20 protein-coding genes are annotated in these 20,672 nt (G+C 66.7%); 8 read left to right on the forward strand and 12 right to left on the reverse strand.

Annotation, left to right across the window (positions count from 1 at the left end; all coding sequences use genetic code 11):
* Position 1 precedes the first annotated feature (1 nt).
* The 3 genes from rpoD to QTH90_RS07415 all read left to right on the forward strand — a co-directional run bounded on the left by rpoD (position 2) and on the right by QTH90_RS07415 (position 4,862).
* Complete coding sequence (rpoD, locus tag QTH90_RS07405) at positions 2 to 2,317, forward strand: RNA polymerase sigma factor RpoD (protein WP_286663825.1); 2,316 nt, start codon at positions 2 to 4, stop codon at positions 2,315 to 2,317.
* A 164-nt stretch (positions 2,318 to 2,481) separates the two neighbouring features.
* Complete coding sequence (locus tag QTH90_RS07410) at positions 2,482 to 3,720, forward strand: multidrug effflux MFS transporter (protein ID WP_286663826.1); 1,239 nt, start codon at positions 2,482 to 2,484, stop codon at positions 3,718 to 3,720.
* A gap of 5 nt (positions 3,721 to 3,725) precedes the next feature.
* Positions 3,726 to 4,862: an HPP family protein gene (locus QTH90_RS07415; RefSeq protein WP_286663827.1), complete on the forward strand. Its 1,137-nt coding sequence runs from the start codon at positions 3,726 to 3,728 to the stop codon at positions 4,860 to 4,862.
* Here the strand turns inward: QTH90_RS07415 and QTH90_RS07420 are convergent.
* Entirely contained in the window at positions 4,807 to 5,781 is a 975-nt protein-coding gene (locus QTH90_RS07420; RefSeq protein WP_286663828.1) for a LysR family transcriptional regulator, read from the reverse strand. The genes QTH90_RS07415 and QTH90_RS07420 overlap by 56 nt on opposite strands.
* A gap of 77 nt (positions 5,782 to 5,858) precedes the next feature.
* Here QTH90_RS07420 and QTH90_RS07425 point away from each other — a divergent pair, with 77 nt between their 5' ends.
* A complete protein-coding gene (locus QTH90_RS07425; protein ID WP_286663829.1) occupies positions 5,859 to 6,527 on the forward strand; it encodes a DsbA family protein in 669 nt (222 codons plus the stop codon).
* Between the two features lie 36 nt (positions 6,528 to 6,563).
* A complete protein-coding gene (locus QTH90_RS07430) occupies positions 6,564 to 7,181 on the forward strand; it encodes an NAD(P)-dependent oxidoreductase (RefSeq protein ID WP_286663830.1) in 618 nt (205 codons plus the stop codon).
* 12 nt (positions 7,182 to 7,193) lie between these two features.
* On the opposite strand, the gene QTH90_RS07435 is transcribed toward QTH90_RS07430, so the two are convergent.
* The 9 genes from QTH90_RS07435 to QTH90_RS07475 all read right to left on the reverse strand — a co-directional run bounded on the left by QTH90_RS07435 (position 7,194) and on the right by QTH90_RS07475 (position 15,205).
* A complete protein-coding gene (locus tag QTH90_RS07435; RefSeq protein ID WP_286663831.1) occupies positions 7,194 to 7,586 on the reverse strand; it encodes an SRPBCC family protein in 393 nt (130 codons plus the stop codon).
* Positions 7,587 to 7,649: 63 nt separating this feature from the next.
* Entirely contained in the window at positions 7,650 to 8,354 is a 705-nt protein-coding gene (locus QTH90_RS07440; protein ID WP_286663832.1) for an ABC transporter ATP-binding protein, read from the reverse strand.
* Positions 8,347 to 9,105 (reverse strand): ABC transporter ATP-binding protein, encoded by a 759-nt coding sequence (locus tag QTH90_RS07445; RefSeq protein ID WP_286664493.1) that lies wholly within the window; start codon positions 9,103 to 9,105, stop codon positions 8,347 to 8,349. Before QTH90_RS07445 ends, QTH90_RS07440 begins: the two co-directional genes overlap by 8 nt.
* Before the next feature lie 8 nt (positions 9,106 to 9,113).
* Positions 9,114 to 10,085, reverse strand: coding sequence for a branched-chain amino acid ABC transporter permease (locus tag QTH90_RS07450; protein ID WP_286663833.1), 972 nt, complete (start codon positions 10,083 to 10,085; stop codon positions 9,114 to 9,116).
* Positions 10,085 to 10,957: a branched-chain amino acid ABC transporter permease gene (locus tag QTH90_RS07455; protein ID WP_286568648.1), complete on the reverse strand. Its 873-nt coding sequence runs from the start codon at positions 10,955 to 10,957 to the stop codon at positions 10,085 to 10,087. The genes QTH90_RS07450 and QTH90_RS07455 overlap by 1 nt, the downstream gene beginning before the upstream one ends.
* Before the next feature lie 26 nt (positions 10,958 to 10,983).
* A complete protein-coding gene (locus QTH90_RS07460; RefSeq protein WP_286663834.1) occupies positions 10,984 to 12,153 on the reverse strand; it encodes an ABC transporter substrate-binding protein in 1,170 nt (389 codons plus the stop codon).
* Between the two features lie 158 nt (positions 12,154 to 12,311).
* Positions 12,312 to 13,322, reverse strand: coding sequence for a PDR/VanB family oxidoreductase (locus QTH90_RS07465; protein ID WP_286663835.1), 1,011 nt, complete (start codon positions 13,320 to 13,322; stop codon positions 12,312 to 12,314).
* Positions 13,323 to 13,334: 12 nt separating this feature from the next.
* Positions 13,335 to 14,102 carry a GntR family transcriptional regulator gene (locus tag QTH90_RS07470; RefSeq protein WP_286663836.1) on the reverse strand — a complete coding sequence of 256 codons (768 nt, stop codon included), beginning with the start codon at positions 14,100 to 14,102 and terminating at the stop codon, positions 13,335 to 13,337.
* Positions 14,099 to 15,205, reverse strand: coding sequence for an aromatic ring-hydroxylating dioxygenase subunit alpha (locus tag QTH90_RS07475; RefSeq protein ID WP_286663837.1), 1,107 nt, complete (start codon positions 15,203 to 15,205; stop codon positions 14,099 to 14,101). Before QTH90_RS07475 ends, QTH90_RS07470 begins: the two co-directional genes overlap by 4 nt.
* 145 nt (positions 15,206 to 15,350) lie before the next feature.
* On the opposite strand from QTH90_RS07475, the gene QTH90_RS07480 reads away from it, so the two are divergent.
* From QTH90_RS07480 to QTH90_RS07490, 3 genes are all read left to right on the forward strand, one after another.
* Positions 15,351 to 16,472, forward strand: a complete 1,122-nt coding sequence (locus QTH90_RS07480) for a 5-methyltetrahydropteroyltriglutamate--homocysteine S-methyltransferase (protein ID WP_286663838.1) — start codon at positions 15,351 to 15,353, stop codon at positions 16,470 to 16,472.
* A 169-nt stretch (positions 16,473 to 16,641) separates the two neighbouring features.
* Positions 16,642 to 17,310, forward strand: a complete 669-nt coding sequence (locus QTH90_RS07485) for a glutathione S-transferase family protein (protein WP_286663839.1) — start codon at positions 16,642 to 16,644, stop codon at positions 17,308 to 17,310.
* Complete coding sequence (locus QTH90_RS07490; RefSeq protein ID WP_286663840.1) at positions 17,307 to 18,686, forward strand: phospholipase D-like domain-containing protein; 1,380 nt, start codon at positions 17,307 to 17,309, stop codon at positions 18,684 to 18,686. Before QTH90_RS07485 ends, QTH90_RS07490 begins: the two co-directional genes overlap by 4 nt.
* On the opposite strand, the gene QTH90_RS07495 is transcribed toward QTH90_RS07490, so the two are convergent.
* A complete protein-coding gene (locus QTH90_RS07495; RefSeq protein ID WP_286663841.1) occupies positions 18,664 to 19,590 on the reverse strand; it encodes a complex I NDUFA9 subunit family protein in 927 nt (308 codons plus the stop codon). The genes QTH90_RS07490 and QTH90_RS07495 overlap by 23 nt on opposite strands.
* A complete protein-coding gene (locus QTH90_RS07500) occupies positions 19,587 to 20,657 on the reverse strand; it encodes an ROK family protein (protein ID WP_286663842.1) in 1,071 nt (356 codons plus the stop codon). The genes QTH90_RS07495 and QTH90_RS07500 overlap by 4 nt, the downstream gene beginning before the upstream one ends.
* Positions 20,658 to 20,672: the final 15 nt, after the last annotated feature.

The following is a 20,672-nucleotide window of genomic DNA, read 5'->3' on the forward strand; positions in this document are numbered from 1 at the left end:
TATGCCCAGTTCAAAGAAGCCTGCCGTGTCCGCTGCCAAGAAGCCTGCTGCAGTCAAGAAACCGTCCAAGGTCGCCGCCCTGCCGGCAACCAAGACGGGTGCCGCCGCGTCCAAGGCGTCCGCCGCAACGAAAGTGAAAACCGTGCCCACGAAATCGACCACCGCCGACGAAACCCTGAAACCCGCCGCCAAGAAGGTTGGCCGTCCTCCCAAAGCAGCCGGTGCGCCCGCCGCAGCCGGAGGCGCCAAGCGCGGCCGCAAGCCCAAGGCCGGCAACGAGGCCGCCTCGAGCGACGTCGACCTGTCGGACATCGAGGACGAGCTGGTCGGTGACGAGCCGGCAGCAACGACGACCGAGGAAAAGGTCAAGCCGCTGCGCATGAAGATCAGCAAGGCGAAGGAACGCGCCTTGATGAAGGAATTCGGCCTGGACGAGACCGTCCTGTCCGAGGAAGACCTGGCCAAGCGCCGCTCGCGCCTGAAGACCCTGATCACGCTGGGCAAGACCCGCGGCTACCTGACGCACGGCGAAATTTCCGACCACTTGCCCGACAAGCTGGTCGATGCCGAGACCATGGAAGTCGTGGTCACCATGCTCAACGACATGGGCGTGGCCGTCTACGAGCAGACCCCCGACGCGGAAACCCTGCTCCTGAACAACACCGCCCCGACCGCCACCACGGTCGAGGAAGCCGAGGAAGAAGCGGAAGCCGCCCTCTCCACGGTGGACAGCGAATTCGGCCGTACCACCGACCCCGTGCGCATGTACATGCGCGAAATGGGCACGGTCGAGCTGCTGACGCGCGAAGGCGAAATCGAAATCGCCAAGCGCATCGAAGGCGGCCTGATGGCCATGATGGAAGCCATCTCGGCTTCGCCGGCCACCATCGCCGAGATCCTGCGCCTCGGCCAGGAAATCCGTGAAGGCAAGGTCGTCATCTCGACCATCGTCGACGGCTTCTCGAACCCGAACGAGGCCGACGACTACGTGGCCGAAGAAGACTTCGACGAATTCGACGAGGAAGACGACGACGACGGCAAGGGCGGCTCCAAGGCGCTGACCAAGAAGCTCGAGGAACTCAAGCGCGACGCGCTGGAGCGCTTCGACCGCATCGCCGTGATGTTCGAGAAGGTCCACAAGATCTACGACAAGGAAGGCTACGGCACGCCGGCTTACCAGAAGGCCCAGCACTCCCTTTCCGAAGAGCTGATGACCATCCGTTTCACGGCCCGCACGATCGAGAAGCTGTGCGACCTGGTGCGCACGCAGGTCGACGACGTCCGCAAGAAGGAGCGCGAGCTGCGCCGCATCATCGTGGACAAGTGCGGCTTTCCGCAGGAAGAGTTCATCCGCGACTTCAGCGGCTACGACAAGAACGGCAACCGCGTCGCGTCCAACCTGCTCAACCTCAAGTGGGTCGAGAAACAGGCCGCCGCCGGCAAGCCCTGGAGCGCCGTGCTCGCGCGCAACATTCCGCCGGTGCAGGAACTGCAGCAGCGCCTCGCCGACATCCAGTCACGCGTGGTGGTACCGCTCGCCGAGCTCAAGGACATCAACAAGCGCATGAACGAAGGCGAATCGTCTTCGCGTGACGCCAAGAAGGAAATGATCGAGGCCAACCTGCGCCTCGTGATCTCCATCGCCAAGAAGTACACCAACCGCGGCTTGCAGTTCCTGGACCTGATCCAGGAAGGCAACATCGGCCTGATGAAGGCGGTCGACAAGTTCGAATACCGTCGCGGCTACAAGTTCTCGACCTATGCGACGTGGTGGATCCGCCAGGCGATCACCCGCTCGATCGCCGACCAGGCGCGCACCATCCGCATCCCGGTGCACATGATCGAGACCATCAACAAGATGAACCGCATCAGCCGCCAGCATCTGCAGGAGTTCGGTTTCGAGCCCGACGCCGGCATCCTGGCCGCGAAGATGGAGATCCCGGAAGACAAGATCCGCAAGATCATGAAGATCGCGAAGGAGCCGATCTCGATGGAAACCCCCATCGGCGACGACGACGATTCGCATCTGGGCGACTTCATCGAGGACAGCAGCAACACGGCCCCGATCGAGGCCGCGATGCAGGCCGGCCTGCGCGACGTGGTCAAGGACATCCTCGACAGCCTCACGCCGCGCGAAGCCAAGGTGCTGCGCATGCGCTTCGGTATCGAGATGTCGACCGACCACACGCTGGAAGAAGTCGGCAAGCAGTTCGACGTGACGCGCGAACGCATCCGCCAGATCGAAGCGAAGGCGCTGCGCAAGCTCAAGCATCCGAGCCGGTCTGACAAGCTGCGCAGCTTCATCGATACACTGTAACCAAGCACACCCCCAGCCTCGCCCACTTCGTGTGGCTCGGGCACCCCCTTGCAGGGGGCAACACCAGCGGCCCGGCAGAGCCGGTTCCGCGGTGTTTCCCGAGGGGGGAGAAGAAACAAGGGCGCCCGCGAGGCGCTCTTTTTATTGGAGACAGGAGAAGCCGCATGAACCCGGATGCCGACAAACTCTGGCTGGCCCCGCGCTGGGCGCTGGCCGTGCTGCTGGCGGTGCTGGGCATGCTCGGGCCCTTCTCCATCGACACCTACATCCCGGCGTTTTCAGGCATTGCGCAGTCGATCGGCGCCACGCCCGTCGAGATGCAGCAGACGCTTTCGGCCTACCTGTTCGGGTTTGCATTCATGAACCTGTTCCATGGCGCGCTGTCGGACAGCTTCGGCCGAAGGCCGGTGGTGCTGTGGGGCCTGGCGGTGTTCACCATTGCGTCGCTGGGGTGCGCGCTGTCGCAGACCATCGGCCAACTCGTGCTGTTCCGCGCCCTGCAGGGGCTGTCGACCGGCGCCGGCATCGTGGTTTCGCGTGCGGTGATCCGCGACATGTTCCCGCCGGCCGAGGCCCAGAAGGTGATGAGCCAGGTCACCATCTATTTCGGCATCGCGCCTGCGATCGCCCCGATCGTGGGTGGATTTCTCTTCGTGCACCTGGGCTGGCACAGCATCTTCTGGTTCCTCGTGGCGGTGGGCGTGGTGCTGTTCGCGGCCAACTACAAGCTTCTGCCCGAAACGCTGCACCGCGACCAGCGGCAGCCCTTCGAGGTGAAGCACCTGATGCGCGGCTACTGGGATCTGTGCTCCGACCCGCGCTTTCTGCTGCTCGCACTGGCGAGCGGCGTGCCCTTCAACGGAATGTTCCTCTACGTGCTGGCCGCACCCGCCTTTCTGGGTGAGCACCTCGCGCTGGCGCCGACGCAGTTCTTCTGGTTCTTCCTGCTGACCATCGGCGGCATCATGGCCGGCGCCTGGGCGAGCGGACGCATGGCTGGCAAGGTCGCACCGAAGCGGCAGATTCGCGACGGCTTCGTGATCATGCTGGCAACCTCGCTCGTCAACGTGGTGGCCAACGCCCTCTTCACGCCTCACGCGGCGTGGGCGCTGTGGCCGCTGGCCGTGTTCGCCTTCGGCTGGGCGCTGATGGTGCCGGTGGTGACCTTGCTCGTGCTCGACCTGCATCCCGAACGACGCGGCATGGCCTCCTCGCTGCAGGCGGTGATCGGCTCGACCGCCAACGGCATCGTTGCAGGCGTGATCGCGCCGCTGGTAATGCATTCGACGCTGGCGCTGGCGACGACCTCCATCCTGATGCTGAGCATCGGACTGGTCGCCTGGGTCTGGCTCCACGGGCGGTGGCCCGAGATCGGGCGCCTGGTCGCCGGCGAAGCGGCCTGACGACGATGCGGTTCGACACTCTCACGACTTTTGCACGCGCCTGGATTCCGGGCCCCACCGTCGTCGATGGACGGGAACGCCTGCGCGCCGTCGGCGGCGCCGCGCTGGGGCTGCTGTTCACGGCATTGATCTGCGAGCTTCTGGCCGGACCTTCGGCCAGCGGCAACTGGCTGATCGCGCCATTGGGCGCCAGCGCGGTGCTGGTGTTCGCGCTACCCGCCAGCCCACTGGCGCAACCCTGGCCGGTGATTGGCGGCAACACCCTCGCGGCGCTGGTCGGCGTGGCGTGCGTCCGGTGGCTGCCCGATGCCTGGTGGCTCGGCGCGGTCGCGACGGCATTGGCCATCGGACTCATGTTCTCCCTGCGCTGCCTGCACCCTCCGGGCGGCGCGGTCGCGTTGCTGACCGTGCTGACGCACACCTCGGCGTTCCCCTTCGCCATCTCGCCGGTCCTGACTGATTCGCTGCTGCTGGTGCTCGCCGGCGTGCTCTACAACAGCCTCACGGGCCGGCGCTACCCGCACGTCCAGATCGCGCAGCGCCAGGCGACTCCCGGCGATACGCGTTTCAGCTCCGCCGACATCGATGCAGTGCTCGCGCGCTACAACCAGGTGCTCGACATCAGCCGCGACGACCTGGAGTCGCTGATCCGGCAGACCGAGATGGAGTCGTGGCACCGCCGGCTCGGCACCGTGCGCTGCGTCGACATCATGTCGCGCCAGCCGGTGACGGTCGAATTCGGCACACCGCTGCAGGAAGCGTGGTCGCTGATGCACGAGCGGCGCATCAAGGCGCTCCCGGTAACCGACCGCACCCGGCGGGTGGTCGGCATCGTCACGCAAGCCGACTTCTTCCGGCACATCGACTTGCAACACCACGAGGGCCTGGGCGGCCGGCTGCGCGACTTCATCCGCGCGACGCGCACAGTGATCTCGAACAAACCCGAGGTCGTCGGCCAGATCATGACGCGCCAGGTGCGCGTGGCCAGCGAAGACCGGCCGATGGTCGAACTGGTGCCGCTGTTTTCCGAGGGCGGGCACCATCACATCCCCATCATCGATGGCGAGCGGCGGCTCACGGGGATGATCACGCAGTCCGATTTCGTGCGCGCGCTGTATCGCGCGGTCGAGCCGCAGGCTTGAGGCCCGTCGCTTCGGCGGCGCCCGCCGGCCAGTGCCGAGCATCGGCAAATCGCTCCACCAGGAAGTCGAGCAGCACACGCAGGGATGTCGGCATCTGACGGCGGGAGCCATAGAGCCCGTACACGCCCAGCCCCAACGGCACCACGCCCGGCAGCAGCTCGACGAGCCGGCCTTCCGCGATGGGCGCGCCCGCCGAATACACCGGCTGCATCGCGATGCCCGCGCCTTCGATTGCCGCCGCAAGCAGCACCTGCGATTCGTTCGCGCTGAGAGTGCCGCTGACGGGCACCGACAGACGCTCTCCCTCCTGGTCGAACTGCCACAGGCTCTTGCCGAAGTACGAATAGGTCAGGCAGTTGTGCGTCGCGAGATCGTGCACGCTGCGCGGCGTGCCATGGGCCGCCAGGTAAGCCGGCGATGCGCAGACGACGGACGCGCAATGGCCCAGCGGCCGCGCGATCAGGTTCGGATCGAGATCGTTGGTGATCCGGATGGCGAGATCGATCCGCTCCTCGACGAGGTTCACCGGCCGCGAGTCGATGTGCAGGTCGATCGCGGCCAACGGATAGCGCCGCAGGTACTCCGCAACCGCCGGGGCCAGCACATCCTGGGCGAGCGACTGCGCGCAAGCCACGCGCAGCAGGCCGCGGGGCACGTCCGCTTCGGCGCTGGGCGTCACCGCCATCTCGCCGGCCACTTCGAGCATGCGGCGACACCGGGCGAGCGTTTCCTCGCCAGCCTCGGTCAGGCTCAGGCGGCGGGTCGTCCGGTGCAGGAGGCGTGCACCCGCCCATTGCTCCATCTGCGCCAGATAGCGCGTGACCATGGCGCGCGACATGTCGAGCGCTTCGGCGGCGCTGGTCATGCTCGCGCGTTCGGCGATGCATACGAACACTTCGGCGGCGGTGATGCGGTCCATATTCGATCGATCCAAGCAACAAACATTTGCATGCTACGGTGTTTTTTGATCGGATCAAGAAACATACGATCACGGACATGACAGCAACGAATCCGATCCCGCGAAGCGCCACCCTTCACTATGTCTTCGATCCGCTCTGCGGCTGGTGCTATGCCGCAGCGCCGCTGGTCCAGGCGGCGTATGCAGTTCCCGGCCTGGCCATCGACCTCCATGGCGGCGGCATGATGACCGGCGCGAACCGCCGCGCGATCACGCCCGAATGGCGGGACTACGTGATGCCGCACGACCGCCGCATCGCCCAGCTCAGCGGCCAGCCCTTCGGCGCCGCGTATTTCGATGGCCTGCTGAACGACGGCGGCGCGATGCTGGATTCCGCCCCGCCGCTGACCGCCGTGCTGGCGGCCCACGCCGATGCCGGCAAAGGACTGGAGATGCTCCACCGCCTGCAACGCGCCCACTACGTCGAGGGCCGCCGCATCGCCGACACGGCCGTGCTGCGCGCGCTCGCGGCGGAGATCGGCCTCGTCCCGACAGCTTTCACGGAAGCGTTCGACTATCTCGCCGGCGAGCCGACGCAGCGCCACATCGCCGACAGCCGCGCATGGTTGGCGCGCGCAGGCGGGCGAGGCTTTCCGACCTTCGCGCTCCAAACGGCTGATGGCGGACTCACCTCGCTGGACATCGGGCGCTTCCTGGGCCAGCCGGAAGCCTGGGCTGCGCACCTCGAAACGCTGATCCCACGCTGAACACTTTCTTCATCCACTCACCACAAGGAACACGCCATGAGCAAGATCGCCATCCTCGGCATCACCGGCCGCGCAGGCTCCCGCATCGCCAATGAGCTGCTGCAACGCGGCCACACCATCACTGGCATCGCACGCAAGATCGAAGGGACCGGGCCGCGCCTGAGCCTGACGCTGAAGGCGGCCGATTCGACATCCGTGGACGCATTGGTTCCGGTGCTGCGCGGTCACGACGTCGTGATCAGCGCGACGCGGTTCGCCGGTGGGGCGGACGCCGCCACGCTTGTCGCGGCTGCCAAACAAGCCGGCGTGCCGCGTCTGCTGATCGTCGGTGGCGCCGGCAGTCTCGAAGTCGCACCGGGCAAGGCCTTGCTCGACACGCCCGAATTTCCCGACGCCTACAAGCCGGAGGCACAGGCCGGCGGCGCGATGCTCAAGGCGCTGCGTGCCGAAAAGGAACTCGACTGGACCTTCCTCTCGCCTTCCGCCCTCTTTGCGCCCGGTGAACGCACCGGCAAGTTCCGCGTCGGTGGCGACAGCCTGCTGAGCGATGCCAATGGCAAGAGCTGGATTTCGATGGAAGACTATGCCATCGCACTGGCCGACGAGGTCGAGGCCCCCGAACACTCGCGCCAGCGCTTCACGGTGGGGTATTGAAGCACCCCGAGGCTACTTTTCCAGGGTCTTCTTCATTGCTTGCATGCCCTGCTCGATCATGGCGCTGATCGGCTCCTTCAGGCTGTTGGGCAGCAGATCGGCGATCCAGACGAGTTGGCTGTGCCCGGCGTCTTCGGCGAAAACCTGCAGTGATGCGTTGTGATGCGTCAGCCGGTCGCCGGTTGCAGACCACACCACGCGTCGAGCCTCGTCATCGACGTCGATGATGACCTCGCGCGCCACCAATCCGTTGGCGAAGGTGACGATGCGCGCGTCGCCTTCCAGCTTGCAGTCGGTCACGAAGCCCGGGACCAGCCGGTGATGGATCTCGCCGACATCGCGAAGAGCATCCCAGATCTGATCGGCGCTCGCCGCCACCCGGATCTCCTGTCGAATGGACGCCATGGTTCTTCACTCCTTTCAGGCCAGCCGGCCAGTTTAGGCGTGAAGAAGTCTCGCGGGTAGTCCTCAGCGCTTGACGCCCAGCAGACGCTCCAGCACCTCAGGCTGCGCGCCGAGCGTCGACGCATGGTCGGCATGCACCACGGTGCCGTGGTCCAGCACGACGGCCTCGTCCGAGATCGCCAGGATCGCTTGCGGGTGCTGCTCGACGACGATGGCGGCAAGCCCCTCGTCGCGAGTAATCCGGCGGATGGCGCGCAGCAGCTCTTCCACGATGATCGGCGCCAGGCCTTCGAGCGGCTCGTCGAGCAGCAGCAGGGTCGGGTTGACCACCAGCGCCCGCCCGACGGCGAGCATCTGTTGCTCCCCGCCCGACAACTGCGTGCCCAGGTTGCCCTTTCGCTCCGAAAGCCGCGGGAACATCTCGTAGACCCTCTGCGGATTCCACTTGCCGGGGCGTTCCACGGCCGTGAGGTTCTCGTGCACGGTGAGCGACTTGAAGATGTTGCGCTCCTGCGGCACCCAGCCGATGCCTGCGGCGGCGCGCTGGTGCGGCGACAGCTTGTGCAGCGCCACGCCACCCAGCGTGATGGTGCCGCCGTGCTGGCGCGTCGCGCCGGCCAGCGTGTTGATGAGCGTCGTCTTGCCGGTGCCGTTGCGGCCCAGCAGCGCCAGGGTCTGGCCTTGGCCGAGGGCGAGCGAGATGTCGTGCAGCACCACGGCTTCGCCATAGCCCGCGCTCAGGTTTTCGATGCGCAACAGTTCAGACATGCGCGGCTCCATGGCCCAGGTAGACCTCTTTCACTTTCGGGTCGTTGGCGATCGCGTCGGGGTCGCCCTCGGTCAGGAGCGTGCCGTTGACCAGCACGGTCATGCGGTCGGCGAAGCTGAACACCAGATCCATGTCGTGCTCGATCAGCAGCACCGACACATCGGCCGGCAGCGCCGCGACGGTTTCCAGCAACTCCTCGCGCTCGCCCGCCGGCACGCCGGCCACGGGCTCGTCGAGCAACAGCACGCGCGGCTCGCACGCCAGCGCGATGGCGATTTCCAGCAGGCGGCGCTTGCCGTAGGCCAGCTGCCGCGTCTGCTGCTGCGCGACGTCGGCCAGCCGGAACTGCTCGAGCAACTGCCCCGCCCGCTCGGCGACCTGCTTCGACGAACCCAGCGGCTTCCACCACTGCCCGCCCAGCCCCGTGTGCTGCGAAACGACCAGCGCCAGCGTTTCCAGCGGCGTCATCGAGTCGAAAAGCTGGTTGATCTGGAAGGTGCGGACCATGCCGCGCGCCACCCGCCGATGCGGCGCGAGGCGGGTGATGTCCTCGCCTTCGAGCACGATGCGGCCCTCGGTGGGCGTGAGTACGCCGGTCAGCAGGTTGATCAGCGTGGTCTTGCCGGCGCCGTTGGGGCCGATCAGCGCATGGCGCGCGCCACGCCGCAGGTTCAGCGAGACGTTGTTGGTGGCCGTGATGCCGCCGAAGCGCATCACCAGGCCGGTCGCCGACAGGACGATGTCGTTCACGGTATCGCTCACGGCTTGGCTCCCCCGCGCGCCCCGAACCAGGTCCACGGCCGGAGCAACCGGTCACGCCCGACCAGCACCAGCAGCACCAGGATCAGGCCGATCCAGAACATCCAGTACTGCGGCGTGACCGTCGAAAGCGTGTCCTGCAGCAGCTTGAACACGATGGCGCCGGCGATGCCGCCGTAGAGCCAGCCCACGCCGCCGATGACCAGCATCAGCAGCACGTCGGCCGAACGGTCGAAGGCCAGCACGTCGAGCGAGGCAAACCCGGTAGTCTGTGCGAGCAGCGCGCCGGCGGCGCCGGCGATCGCTGCGGCCACCGTGTAGATCACGGCCAGCCGCGACACGACCGGAATGCCGATCGCCATCGCCCGCAAGCGGTTGTCGCGCACCGCCTTGAGCGTTGCGCCAAAGGGCGAATGCACCAGCCGCCGCATCAGCAGGAACAGCAGCAACACCACCGAGAGCGAATACCAGGCCGCCGTGCGACCGTACAGGTCGAAGTCGAAGAGACCGAGCACCGGGCCCATCACGACGCCTTGCAGGCCATCCGCGCCGCCGGTGAGCCAGTCGAGCTTGTTCGCGAGTTCGAGCAGCAGCAGCGCCGTGCCGAGCGTGACCATGAGCCGCGTCAGGTCGGTGCCGCGCAGGATGGTGACGCTGGCGACGGCGCCCAGCGCGGCGCACAGCACGATCGCCACCACGAGCCCCACTGTCGGGTCCGGCATCACCAGCTTGGCGAACAGCGCAGCCGTGTAGGCACCGAAACCGAAGAATGCCGCGTGCCCGAGCGACACGATCCCGGTGTAGCCCAGGATGAGGTCGAGCGACATAGCGAACAGCGCGACGATCGCGATCTCGTTGATCATCAAGGCGTGCGAGGGCATCAGCAGCGGCAGCACGAAGGCCACGGCCCAGATCGCGTACTCCCAGGGGCGCCAGCGCGCCTTGCGCAGCAAAGGTTGCTGAAAGTCCATCACTTCCCTCCCTTGCGCGTGAACAGGCCTTGCGGCCGCCACATCAGGATCAGGATCATCAGCAGGTAGACCGTGAAGGCGCCCATCTTCGGAATGAAATACTTGCCGGCGACATCGGCGATGCCGAGCAGCAGCGCGGCCAGGAGCGGCCCGGTGATCGACGAAGTGCCTCCGACGGACACCACGATGAGGAAATAGATCATGTACTTGAGCGGGAAAGTCGGATCCAGCCCCAGGATCTCGGCGCCCAGCGCCCCGCCCAGACCCGCCAGCCCCGAGCCGACCGCGAAGGTCAGCAGGAACACTACGTTCACGTTGATGCCCAGCCCCGCCGCCACGCGCGGATCGTCTACCGCGGCGCGCAGCCGGCTGCCGAAACGCGTCTTCGAAAGAATCAGTTGCAGCACCACCGTCAGCAGCGCGCACAGCACGATGATGAAGATCCGGTAGTGCCCCATGCCGAGCAGGAACGCGCCGTCGCCGATCTCGGTGCGGCCGCGCAGCCATTCGGGCAAGTGGATGTTCTGCTGCGACGAGCCGACGAAATAGTCGACCCCGGCCACCGCCATGAACGCCAGTCCGATCGAGAACAGCACCTGGTCCAGGTGCGGCTTGCCATACATCGGCCGGTACAGCGTGCGTTCGAGCAGCGCCCCCAGCAAACCGACGAGGATGAACGCGAGCGGCAGGCAGACGAGAAACGGCACGCCCAGCTTCTGCATCGCGAACACGGTCAGGTAGCCGCCCGCCATGGCAAAAGCGCCGTGCGCGAGGTTGATGAAGTTCATCAGCCCCAGCGTCACGGCAAGCCCGACCGCGAGCACGAACAGCAGCATGCCGTAGGCAATGCCGTCAAAAAGAATGGTCAACATACTGCTGTCCGGAACCCTTGGTCTGGTTACTTCGCCTTGCCGGGGTCCTTGACGCCCTTGATCACGTCGAACTCGACGTTGTAGAGCTGGCCGTCCTTCTTCTCGACCTTGCGCAGGTACACGTCCTGCGTGATGTCGCGCGTTTGCGCGTCGATCAGCACTTCGCCGCGCGGGCTTTCGAAGACCTGGCCCTTCATCGCCGCGAGCAGCGCGTCGCCGCCGCCCTGGCCCTTGGTGGCCTTGAGGGCTTCGTAGATCACGCGCATGCCGTCGTAGCCGCCGACGGCCATGAAGTTGGGGCGCATGCCCTTGTTGGCCTTCTGGAAGGCTTCGACGAACTTCTTGTTCGCCGCCGACGGATGCGCCGCCGAGTAGTGGTGCGAAGTGACCACGCCGAGCGCGCCGTCACCCATGTCGTTGAGCTGGTCGTCATCCGTCACGTCGCCGGTGGCGATCATCTTGATGCCGGCCTTGTCCATGCCGCGCTCCAGGAACTGCTTCATCACCGCAGCGCCTGCGCCGGAGGGAACGAAGACGAACAGCGCATCGGGCTTGGCATCGCGCACCTTCTGCAGGAAGGGCGCGAAGTCCGGGTTGCGCAGGGGCACGCGCAGCGAATCGAGCACCTTGCCGCCGTTGAGCTCGAAGCGCTCCTTGAAGAACTTCTCGGCATCGTTGCCGGGGCCATAGTCGCTGACCAGCGTCACGACGGACTTGATGCCGTTCTTCGGCGCCCAGTCGCCCATCGCGACCGACACCTGCGGCAGCGTGAAGCTGGAGCGGACGATGTATGGCGAGGCCTGCGTGATGCTGGAGGTGGCTGCGGCCATCACGACCAGCGGCGTCTTGGATTGCGTGGCAATGGGCGCCGCCGCCAACGCAGCCGGCGTCACGCCGAAGCCGGCAAGCACGTTGACCTTGTCGTTGACCACCAGCTCCTGCGCCAGGCGCTTGGTGACGTCGGGCAGCGCGGTGTCGTCCTTGACGATCAGCTCGATCTTCTTGCCCGCCACGGTGTCGCCGTTCTGCGCCATGTACAGACGCGCCGCCGCTTCGATCTGGCGCCCCGTGGAAGCCTGCTGACCGGTCATCGGCAGGATCAGGCCGATCTTGAACGTATCGGCGGCGTGAGCCAGGGGAATGGCCAGCGCAATGGCGGTCAGGCTGGCAGCCTGGACGAGATGGCGACGAAGCATAAAGCTCTCCTTCTTGGATAGATGCTGGAACGGGGGATATTGTGACCAGATGCAAGCGAACCGGGGCGCCGGCAAACACCTAGCGCGTCGGCCACGCAGCGGATTTCTGCGCGATCAGCAAATAGGCTGCGCGATCATCGCGCAAAGCTTGCGCGACCTCATGGACTTTCCGGCCGCCATGCCGAATCGAGGGTGATCGTGCCGACCGCGCGCGAGACACAAGCGCAGATCTTGTGGCCGGACTGCTTCTCGTGTTCGCTCAGGAAGACGTCGCGGTGATCGATCTCGCCGTCGATGGCGAGCACGTCCATGGCGCACAGGCCGCACTCGCCGCGCCGGCAGTCCCAGAGGGTCTGCACGCCAGCGCCTTCCAGCGCCTCGAGCAGCGTGCTGCCGGCCGGCACCGTGATCGCCATGTCGTGGCGCGGAATTCGAACTTCGAAGGCCTGCGCCGCGAGCCGGCCGCTGCTGCCGAAGGTCTCGAAGCGAAGGTCGGCCTGTGCCCGTCCGGCCGTCGCCCATGCGCGCTTGACGGCTTCGAGCATCGGCACCGGCCCGCAGGTGTAGAGCTGGCCACCGGGCGGCAGTTGCGCGATCTCGGATGCGAAATCGATGGGCGCACTGCCGGTGAAGGCCTGGATGCTGGTGCTGGAAGACTGGCCCATCGCTTCGTGGAGGGCTGGCAGATAGGCCAGCTCCTCCTCGCTGCGAGCGCCATAAAGCATGCGCACCCCGACGTCGCGGCGTTGCGCCAACTCGGCGAGGCGCTGCGTCATGTAGACCAGCGGCGTGATGCCGATACCGCCCGCCACCAGCAGGTAGCCAGGCGCGGTGAGGTCCAGACCGAAGTGGCTCTGGGGCTCGCTGACCAGCAGGCGGTCCCCGGGCGCCAGGCGCCACATCGCGCGCGAGCCACCGCGACCGTCGTCCAGCCGCTTCACGGCGATGCGCCACGCACGTCCGTCAGGAGCGCCCACCACGGAATACGAGCGGGTCTGCATGCGCCCCGAACCCGGCTCGCCGACCAGGACCTGGACCTGCAGATGGGCGCCGGGTTCATGCTCCGCCGCGATGCCCGACTCGGGCGTGATCTCGAACTCGCGCACCGTCGCCGTGAGGTCGCGGCAGGCGGTGATGCGCGCAGGCATCCAGTGGATATCGCTTTTCATCTTGGAATGTCTTCAGGCCCGGCGGCGGATGAGCTGCACGCCCGGCAGGGGGTGGTTCTGCGCGCCGTGCAGCGCTTCGCGGAGATTGCGCTGGGCGATGCGGCTGTGCTCGCGCATCAGCGCCTCGGCGCGCGAGCCTTCGCGGTTCTCGATCGCATCGAGCACCTGTCCGTGCTGGTCCTGCGCGATCAGGAGCATGTCGCGCGCAGCGGGCGAGTTCGCCTGCACGACGACGAAGCCGGAGGGCGACGCGAAAGGCAGGTTGATTACCCGCTCCATCTGCTGCGCGATCAACGGGCTCCCCGCCATTTCGGACAGGAGCCGATGGAACTCTTCGTTGAACGCGACGTAGCGCGAGAACGCCGCGTCGTCGAGGGCCGGGTCGCGCAACAGTTCGTCGATGCGCTTCAGGCAGGCGCGCGCCTCGCGCAACACCACGGGCGGTGCGCCCCGCTCGGCCGCGAGCCGCGCCGAGAGGCCTTCGAGCGTGCCGCGCAGCTCGATCGCATCGGCCACGTCGCGCTCGGAAAAGGTGCGAACGGCGTAGCCGCCATTGGGCAAGGCTTCGAGCAAGCCTTCCTGTTCGAGCCGCATGAGCGCGCTGCGCACCGGCGTACGCGAGACGCCCAGGAGCTCAGAGATCGCAACCTCGGCAATGCGCGCGCCGCCGGGCAGCTCGCCGGCCAGCACCATCTCGCGCAGCCGCAGTTGCGCCTTGACCGACTGGGAGCCCCCCGCCTCGACGGGGTCCGCCACGGCAGGCGTCGTGACGGCGCTCACGCGCGCTCCGTCGCGGCCGGCTGGATCGGAATGGTCGGCGAGCGCGGCTTTTCGCGCGCAACCATCTGGTCGATGAGCCTCCGCGCCCACATCGCGCCGGCGTCGATGTTGAGGTTGTAGAAGCTGTAGTCGGGTCGCTCGTCGATGGCGCGCTGCTGGGCTTCGAGCACCACCTCGTCTTCCCGGAAGATGCCGGCCACGCCCTCGCGCAGTTCGTGCGTGAGGCGTTGCTCGCCGATGCAGTAGTTGCGCGCGAAGGCCCAGAAATAGAGGCAGGTCTTGTCGGTCTCCGGCGTGATGGTGTTGAGCACGAAGCCGTTGACACCCTTGCTGCGGTCGCCGGGCAGGCCGTTGCGCGGCACGGCACCGCTGCCCGCCTCGGCCACGCCGACGTCGATGTTGACCGTGCAGGGCCCCTCGAAGCGAATGATCTGCCAGCGATCGACCTTGCCCCGGTAGCCGTGCGCGTGGTGGATCTGCCCGGCCCAGAACGGCGGCGCGTCGATGTCCTCCATCCAGCGCGTGACGGTGGCCGAGCGGTCGCCATGCGTCGCGACGAACGGCGCCTCGGCCACGGCACGATTGCCGATCGACGAGCCATGCACGAAGGTCTCGTGCGTCAGGTCCATCAGGTTGTCGACGACCAGCCGGTAGTCGCAGGCCACGCGGATCATCTTGCCGTCGCCGGCCCATTCGGGGTCATCGTTCCAATGCATGTCGGGCACCAGCGCCGGATCGGCCTTGGCGGGATCGCCCGGCCAAACCCAGACGAAGCGATGCTTCTCGACCACCGGGTAAGAGCGCACGCAGGCCGAAGGATTCAGCGTCTCCTGGCTCGGCATGAAGGTGCAGCGCCCCTGGCTGTTGTAGACGAGGCCGTGGTAGCCGCAAACGAGTTCGTCGCCTTCCAGCCGGCCGAGCGACAAGGGCATCAGGCGGTGCCAGCAGGCGTCTTCCAGCGCAGCGACCTGGCCGTCGGTCCGCCGGTAGAGCACCAGCTTCTGGTTGCAGATCGTGCGCGCCAGCAGTGCGTGCTTGACTTCGACGTCATACGCCGCGGCGTACCAGGCATTCAACGGAAATGGACTCGTGGAGGCATTCATGGATACGCACTGTATACAGAGACGCCATAAAATCCAGTCTTTCCGCCCATATTCAGGGTAAACACCAGCCTAACTGTATCCACTGCAGGGCCATCCTGAGCGGATACGATCGACCGTTCTTTTCCAGATTCGACGGAGCCAACCCATGTCCCAGCACGCCGCCCTGCCTGCCCGCTACGACCACGTCGGCAGCTTTCTGCGCCCCCAATACCTGCTCGAAGCCCGAGAGCAAAAAGCCAAGGGCGAGATCACGCCCGAGCAGCTTCGCAAGGTCGAAGACAAGGCCATCACCGAGATCGTCAAGTTCCAGGAAGACGTGGGCCTGAAGAGCATCACCGACGGCGAATTCCGCCGGACCTACTTCCACATCGACTTCCTCGAGCAACTCGGCGGTGTGAAGACCGACATTCCAGTCACCATCCGCAAGCCCGACGGCACCGAAGAACTGGCGCCGCCCGTCATGCGCGTGATCGACAAGGTCCGCCACGCCAAGAACATCCAGCTCGCGGACTTCCAGTACCTCAAGAGCCAGGTGTCGGCGGGCAACACGCCCAAGGTCACCATCCCCTCGCCCACGATGCTGCACTTCCGCGGCGGCCGCGCCGGCATCAGCAAGGAGGCCTACCCCGAGCTCGACCCGACCTTCTATGACGACGTCGCCAAGGCCTACGGCGACGAGCTGCGCTCGCTGGCCGAAGCCGGCTGCACCTACGTGCAGATGGACGACACCAACCTCGCCTATCTCTGCGACGAGAAGATGCGCGAAGCCGCCCGCCAGCGCGGTGACGACCCCAACGAGCTGCCGCACCGCTACGCCGCCTTCATCAACAAGGTCGTGGCGCAGAAGCCCGCCGGCATGACGCTCGCGATGCACCTGTGTCGCGGCAATTTCAAGAGCACCCACGCCGCGGCCGGCAACTACGAGCCGGTGGCCGAGGCGCTGCTCAAGGAGATGGACCTCGACGCCTACTTCCTCGAATACGACGATGCCCGCTCCGGCGACTTCCGCCCGCTGCGCTTCCTGCCCAAGGGCAAGACGGTCGTGCTGGGCCTGGTGACCACCAAGTTCGGCGAGATGGAAGACAAGGACGAGCTCAAGAGCCGCATCGAAGCCGCCGCCAAGTACGTGTCGCTCGACCAGCTGGCGCTGTCGCCGCAGTGCGGTTTCTCCAGCACGGTGCACGGCAACAACATCGCCGTCGAGGCACAGCGCGCCAAGCTGCGTCTCGTGGTCGAAGTCGCACAGGAAGTCTGGGGAGGGGTGTAGCTCGCCCCCAGGCTTCGCGCACTTCGTGTCGCTTCGCCAACCCCCTGCCGGGGGCAACACCGGCGGCCCGGCAGAGCCGGTTCCGCGGTGTTTCGCGACGGGACCCGCGCGACGGAGCCTTCTTCGTTGGACGGTTTGTATTCGCGTTCCGTTGAAGTAGGCTCCGGGGATGAAGCTCTTCACCGGTCCCCTCAGCATGTTCGGCGCCAAGGCGCAGATCGCATTGCTCGAAAAAGGGCTCGCGTTCGAATGCGTCATGGTGCCCTTCGATCGCGACGACAACTACGAGCCCAGGCACCCTGAGGTTCTGCGCGTCAACCCGAAGCGGCAGGTGCCGGTGCTGATCGACGGCGACGTCGAGTTGTTCGACTCGACGCAGATCTTCGAATACCTCGAAGACCGCGCGCCCACTCCCCCGCTCTGGCCCGCGGGCGCCGCGGCGCGGGCACGGGCCCGGCAGCTGGAGCTCAAGTCGGACGAGGTCTACTTCCCCCAGGTGGTGAAGCTTTTCGGACTCCAGCACGACATGCAAAGCCCGGCGGCGCTTGCCGCCTGCGGCGCCTGCGCCCGCTTTCATGAAGACCTGGATCGCCTGCTGAGCGACCGGGACTATCTTGCGGGCTCCTATTCCTACGCCGACATCGCCTTCTATATGGCGCACGTGTTCGCCGACCGCAAGGGCGCAGGCATGACCGAGGCCACCCCACGTCTGGTGGCGTGGCGCGATCGCATCGGCGCACGGGATGCCGTGCGCGAAGTGGTCGGCGCGATGATGGGTTTCCTTGCCTCGGAGGGCCGTCCGGTGCCTGCCTTCCTGCAGCAGCACCTCCGCACGTGAACCAGCTCGACGACCTGCTCGACTGGCTGCCATCGCCGTCGCAGCATTTGCTGGTCGTCACTGTCGCCCTGCTGGTCTACGTGTTGAGCACGCGCGCACGGCGCGAGCAACGCGCGCCCACCACGGCGATCGCCTGGGTGATGGGCCTCGTGCTCGTGCCGTACGTCATCCTGCCGATGTACCTGATGTTCGGCCAGCGCAAGCTGCGGCCGACCGGCTCGCCCCGCCCGCCGCGGTCCGCGCCGGCGGGACACTGGGCGGCCGACCTGATCGAAAGCTTCGGTCTCGCTCCGCCGGGCCGGTGCACGCCCCGCTTTCATTCCGATGGCGGCTCGGCGCGCGATGCGCTCTTCGAAGTCATCGAGGGCGCGCGCCACCGCATCGACGTGTGCACCTTCATCATCGGCGATGACGCGCTCGGGCACGAGGTCATCAACCGCTTGTCGCGCCGAGCCCGCGCAGGCATCAAGGTGCGCGTGCTGCTCGACGGCTTTGGCGCGCTCTCGCTGCCGCGCTCGCATTTCGACTCGTTGCGCGAGGCTGGCGCCGAAGTCGCCGTGTTCCGCCCCATCTTCAGCCTGCGCCGCACCGGCCCGCGCAACCTGCGGAACCATCGCAAGCTCACGATCGCTGACGACGGCTGGCTCTGGTCGGGCGGCCGCAATCTGGCCGGCGAATACTTCACGGGCAACGACGACCATCCCCTTCCGTGGCACGACCTGTCCTTCGACCTCCAGGGCAGCGTGGCGGCCGCGGCGGCGCGGCAGTTCGACCACGACTGGTCGTCGGTGCGCAAACGCAAGCCGCGCGCGATCGCGGCCGACGACAGCCCCTCAGGCGAAGGCCTCGCCCAGTTCCTGCCGAGCGGCCCGGACCAGACGGAAGACACTGCGCATGCGCTGCTGATCGACGCCTGTTTCCGCGCCGAGCATCGGCTGCTCGCGATCACGCCTTACTTCGTGCCCGGTGACGGCCTGCGCGATGCGTTGCGGCTCGCCGCACGCCGCGGGGTGCAGGTCACGATCGCGATGCCTGCGCAATCGAACCACCGGCTGGCCGACTTCGTTCGCGCCCGCGCCATGCGCGACCTCGCACGCGCCGGCGTCATCTTTCGCATGCTGCCCTTCATGGCGCACGCCAAAGCGGTGGTGGTGGACGACAACCTGGCCCTGTGCGGCTCGATCAATCTCGACATGCGCAGCCTGCTGCTGAATCACGAAGCGGCCGTGGTGTTCTACGGCCGCGGCGAGGTCGAGTGGCTCGCCCAGTGGATCGAGACCGCCGCCTCCGCCGGCGAAACCTATCGCGCGCGCAGGCCCGGGCTGGTTCGCGACGTGGCCGAAGGGCTGCTGCTCACGATTGCGTTCCAGCTCTGACCCGGTCGGCACCGAGGTATTCCGGCGCGACCGCTCCGAGCGCGGCAGCCCGAATGCCCATATCCGCCAGCGACGGGAGCCTGCCGCTGGCCACGTTCGGCGTCTTCATGGACTGCAGGTTGTCGCGCGACATCAGCGGCTCGCCCGGCAAGCGTTCCATCACTGCCGCCTGCAGGGTTCCGACAGCGGGCGGGAGCGCAATCACGGGACGTTCATGGCCCGACCACCGACCCGCCAGCTTCACAAGCTCCCTGAGCGTGAAGACCTCCGGGCCCGCGCACTCGAAGGTCTGGCCGGCTGTTTCCGGTCGCTCGAGGCAGACGAGGATCGCGCGGGCAACGTCTTCGACCCACACGGGCTGGAAACGGGCGTCTGCGGAGGCCAACGGGAGCATTGGCGCAAACCTCAGCAGGCGCGCGAACAGGTTCATGAAGCGATCGTGCTGGCCGTAGATCACGGATGGCCGAAGCACAGTCACATCGAGATCCGCGCCTTGCAGCACCGCCTCCCCCTCAGCCTTCGACCGCAGGTACCGGCTCGGCTGCGCGCTGTCGACTCCGAGTGCGCTGACATGCACGATCCGGCGGACGCCTTTCGAACGGCAGGCACCGGCGAGCGTCCGGGGCAAGGCGACGTGCGTTCGGACGAACTCGGCCTCGCTCCCGTGCAGGATCGCAACGAGATTGACCACAGCGTCATGGCCTTCGACTAGGCCCGCGAGTTGCACCGGGTCGTGGACGTCCGCACGCACGACCGTCGCGGACGGCGGCAGCCCCCGTTGCCTTGCTTGCGCCGGTCGACGGCTAGGCACTGTGATCCCGGTTGCGCCGTCCGAGGCAGCGATGAGCGCACACAGGCTGCGACCCACGAAGCCCGTTCCTCCGAGGACCAGGACCTTGTTCATCCGCCTTCCGTCCGCTTGTTGGTGTAGCTCGCGTTGCCCAACCCCGTGCCGATGGTCAGGATGGCCCAGCACTTCACATCCTGCATGAAGGGCAGTTCGCTCAAACCTTGAACGACCGCGTCGTTATGCATCAACGCCATGGTCGGCGCGCCGTGGATGGTCGGGATCCGCTTGCACAACTCGCTGGGCAAGTGGAAGTTGTCGCTCTCCCAGTGGCCAGGAAGGTTCTGCGCACCGCGCGAGATCGAGCCGTCCTTGGCAATCAGCCCCGGGCATGCGATGCCGATGTACGGCGCGAGCCGGATGCCCTTCTTCTTGCAGTAGCGGACCTGCGCTTCGAGCATTTCGGCCAGACGATCGATCAGCGCCTTGCGGTTGGGTCGGTCGTCCTTGTGTCGCCACTTTTCGCGGCGGAGCACCTTGGCCTTGGACATGTCCTTGGCGCGCTTCATCCGCATCTTGACGATGCCGCAGCGCACGTTGGTGCCCCCGATGTCGAGCGCGAGAATCGCGTCGTGGTGCGCGAGCAGCGGCGGCGGCACGAGGTGCACCCAGCCCAGCAGACCGGCGTCGTCGGTCTCGTGGCAGATGCGGGCGAGTTGCACCGGCACCTTCGAGTCCTGCAGGATCGCCGCGGCCTGCAGGATGGCGCGCTCGCCCACGTCGCTCTCCGGAAAGCCGCCGCCGATCACGATGCGCTCGACGCCCTTCCACGACGGCTGCCGCATGAAGCGCTCGATCACCCAGGCGAGTTCCTCCGCGAATTCCTCGATGGCTGCGTGCACCACGTCGGCCGCTTCGGAGGCGTCCTTGGCCCCGAGCGCCTCGTCCAGCGTCGCCTTGCTGAGGTCCTTGGAATGACGACCGCCGAGCGGGTCCTTGCCTTTGCGCCGGCGTTTCTGCCGCCAGCGCTCCAGCAGCGCCCGGAAAGCGGTCTGGCTCGCCTGGTCTCCGATGAAGCCGTCCTTGTCCCGCAACTGTAGGCTGTAGCCCTCGACAACGACCGAAGGCAGCTCACGCGCGCCATGCACGTCGGGCAGCGGATGCGATTCACTCTCGGGTGCCATTGCGTCTTTCATGAG

Source organism: Variovorax flavidus (assembly GCF_030317145.1).
Classification (GTDB): Bacteria; Pseudomonadota; Gammaproteobacteria; order Burkholderiales; family Burkholderiaceae_C; genus Variovorax; species Variovorax flavidus.

Bases quoted from the DNA above. Each gene is read 5' to 3' on its own strand.
- rpoD (WP_286663825.1), top strand. From the start codon at position 2: ATGCCCAGTTCAAAGAAGCCTGCCGTGTCCGCTGCCAAGAAGCCTGCT.
- QTH90_RS07410 (WP_286663826.1), top strand. From the start codon at position 2,482: ATGAACCCGGATGCCGACAAACTCTGGCTGGCCCCGCGCTGGGCGCTG.
- QTH90_RS07415 (WP_286663827.1), top strand. From the start codon at position 3,726: ATGCGGTTCGACACTCTCACGACTTTTGCACGCGCCTGGATTCCGGGC.
- QTH90_RS07420 (WP_286663828.1), bottom strand. From the start codon at position 5,781: ATGGACCGCATCACCGCCGCCGAAGTGTTCGTATGCATCGCCGAACGC.
- QTH90_RS07425 (WP_286663829.1), top strand. From the start codon at position 5,859: ATGACAGCAACGAATCCGATCCCGCGAAGCGCCACCCTTCACTATGTC.
- QTH90_RS07430 (WP_286663830.1), top strand. From the start codon at position 6,564: ATGAGCAAGATCGCCATCCTCGGCATCACCGGCCGCGCAGGCTCCCGC.
- QTH90_RS07435 (WP_286663831.1), bottom strand. From the start codon at position 7,586: ATGGCGTCCATTCGACAGGAGATCCGGGTGGCGGCGAGCGCCGATCAG.
- QTH90_RS07440 (WP_286663832.1), bottom strand. From the start codon at position 8,354: ATGTCTGAACTGTTGCGCATCGAAAACCTGAGCGCGGGCTATGGCGAA.
- QTH90_RS07450 (WP_286663833.1), bottom strand. From the start codon at position 10,085: ATGGACTTTCAGCAACCTTTGCTGCGCAAGGCGCGCTGGCGCCCCTGG.
- QTH90_RS07455 (WP_286568648.1), bottom strand. From the start codon at position 10,957: ATGTTGACCATTCTTTTTGACGGCATTGCCTACGGCATGCTGCTGTTC.
- QTH90_RS07460 (WP_286663834.1), bottom strand. From the start codon at position 12,153: ATGCTTCGTCGCCATCTCGTCCAGGCTGCCAGCCTGACCGCCATTGCG.
- QTH90_RS07465 (WP_286663835.1), bottom strand. From the start codon at position 13,322: ATGAAAAGCGATATCCACTGGATGCCTGCGCGCATCACCGCCTGCCGC.
- QTH90_RS07475 (WP_286663837.1), bottom strand. From the start codon at position 15,205: ATGAATGCCTCCACGAGTCCATTTCCGTTGAATGCCTGGTACGCCGCG.
- QTH90_RS07480 (WP_286663838.1), top strand. From the start codon at position 15,351: ATGTCCCAGCACGCCGCCCTGCCTGCCCGCTACGACCACGTCGGCAGC.
- QTH90_RS07485 (WP_286663839.1), top strand. From the start codon at position 16,642: ATGAAGCTCTTCACCGGTCCCCTCAGCATGTTCGGCGCCAAGGCGCAG.
- QTH90_RS07495 (WP_286663841.1), bottom strand. From the start codon at position 19,590: ATGAACAAGGTCCTGGTCCTCGGAGGAACGGGCTTCGTGGGTCGCAGC.
- QTH90_RS07500 (WP_286663842.1), bottom strand. From the start codon at position 20,657: ATGGCACCCGAGAGTGAATCGCATCCGCTGCCCGACGTGCATGGCGCG.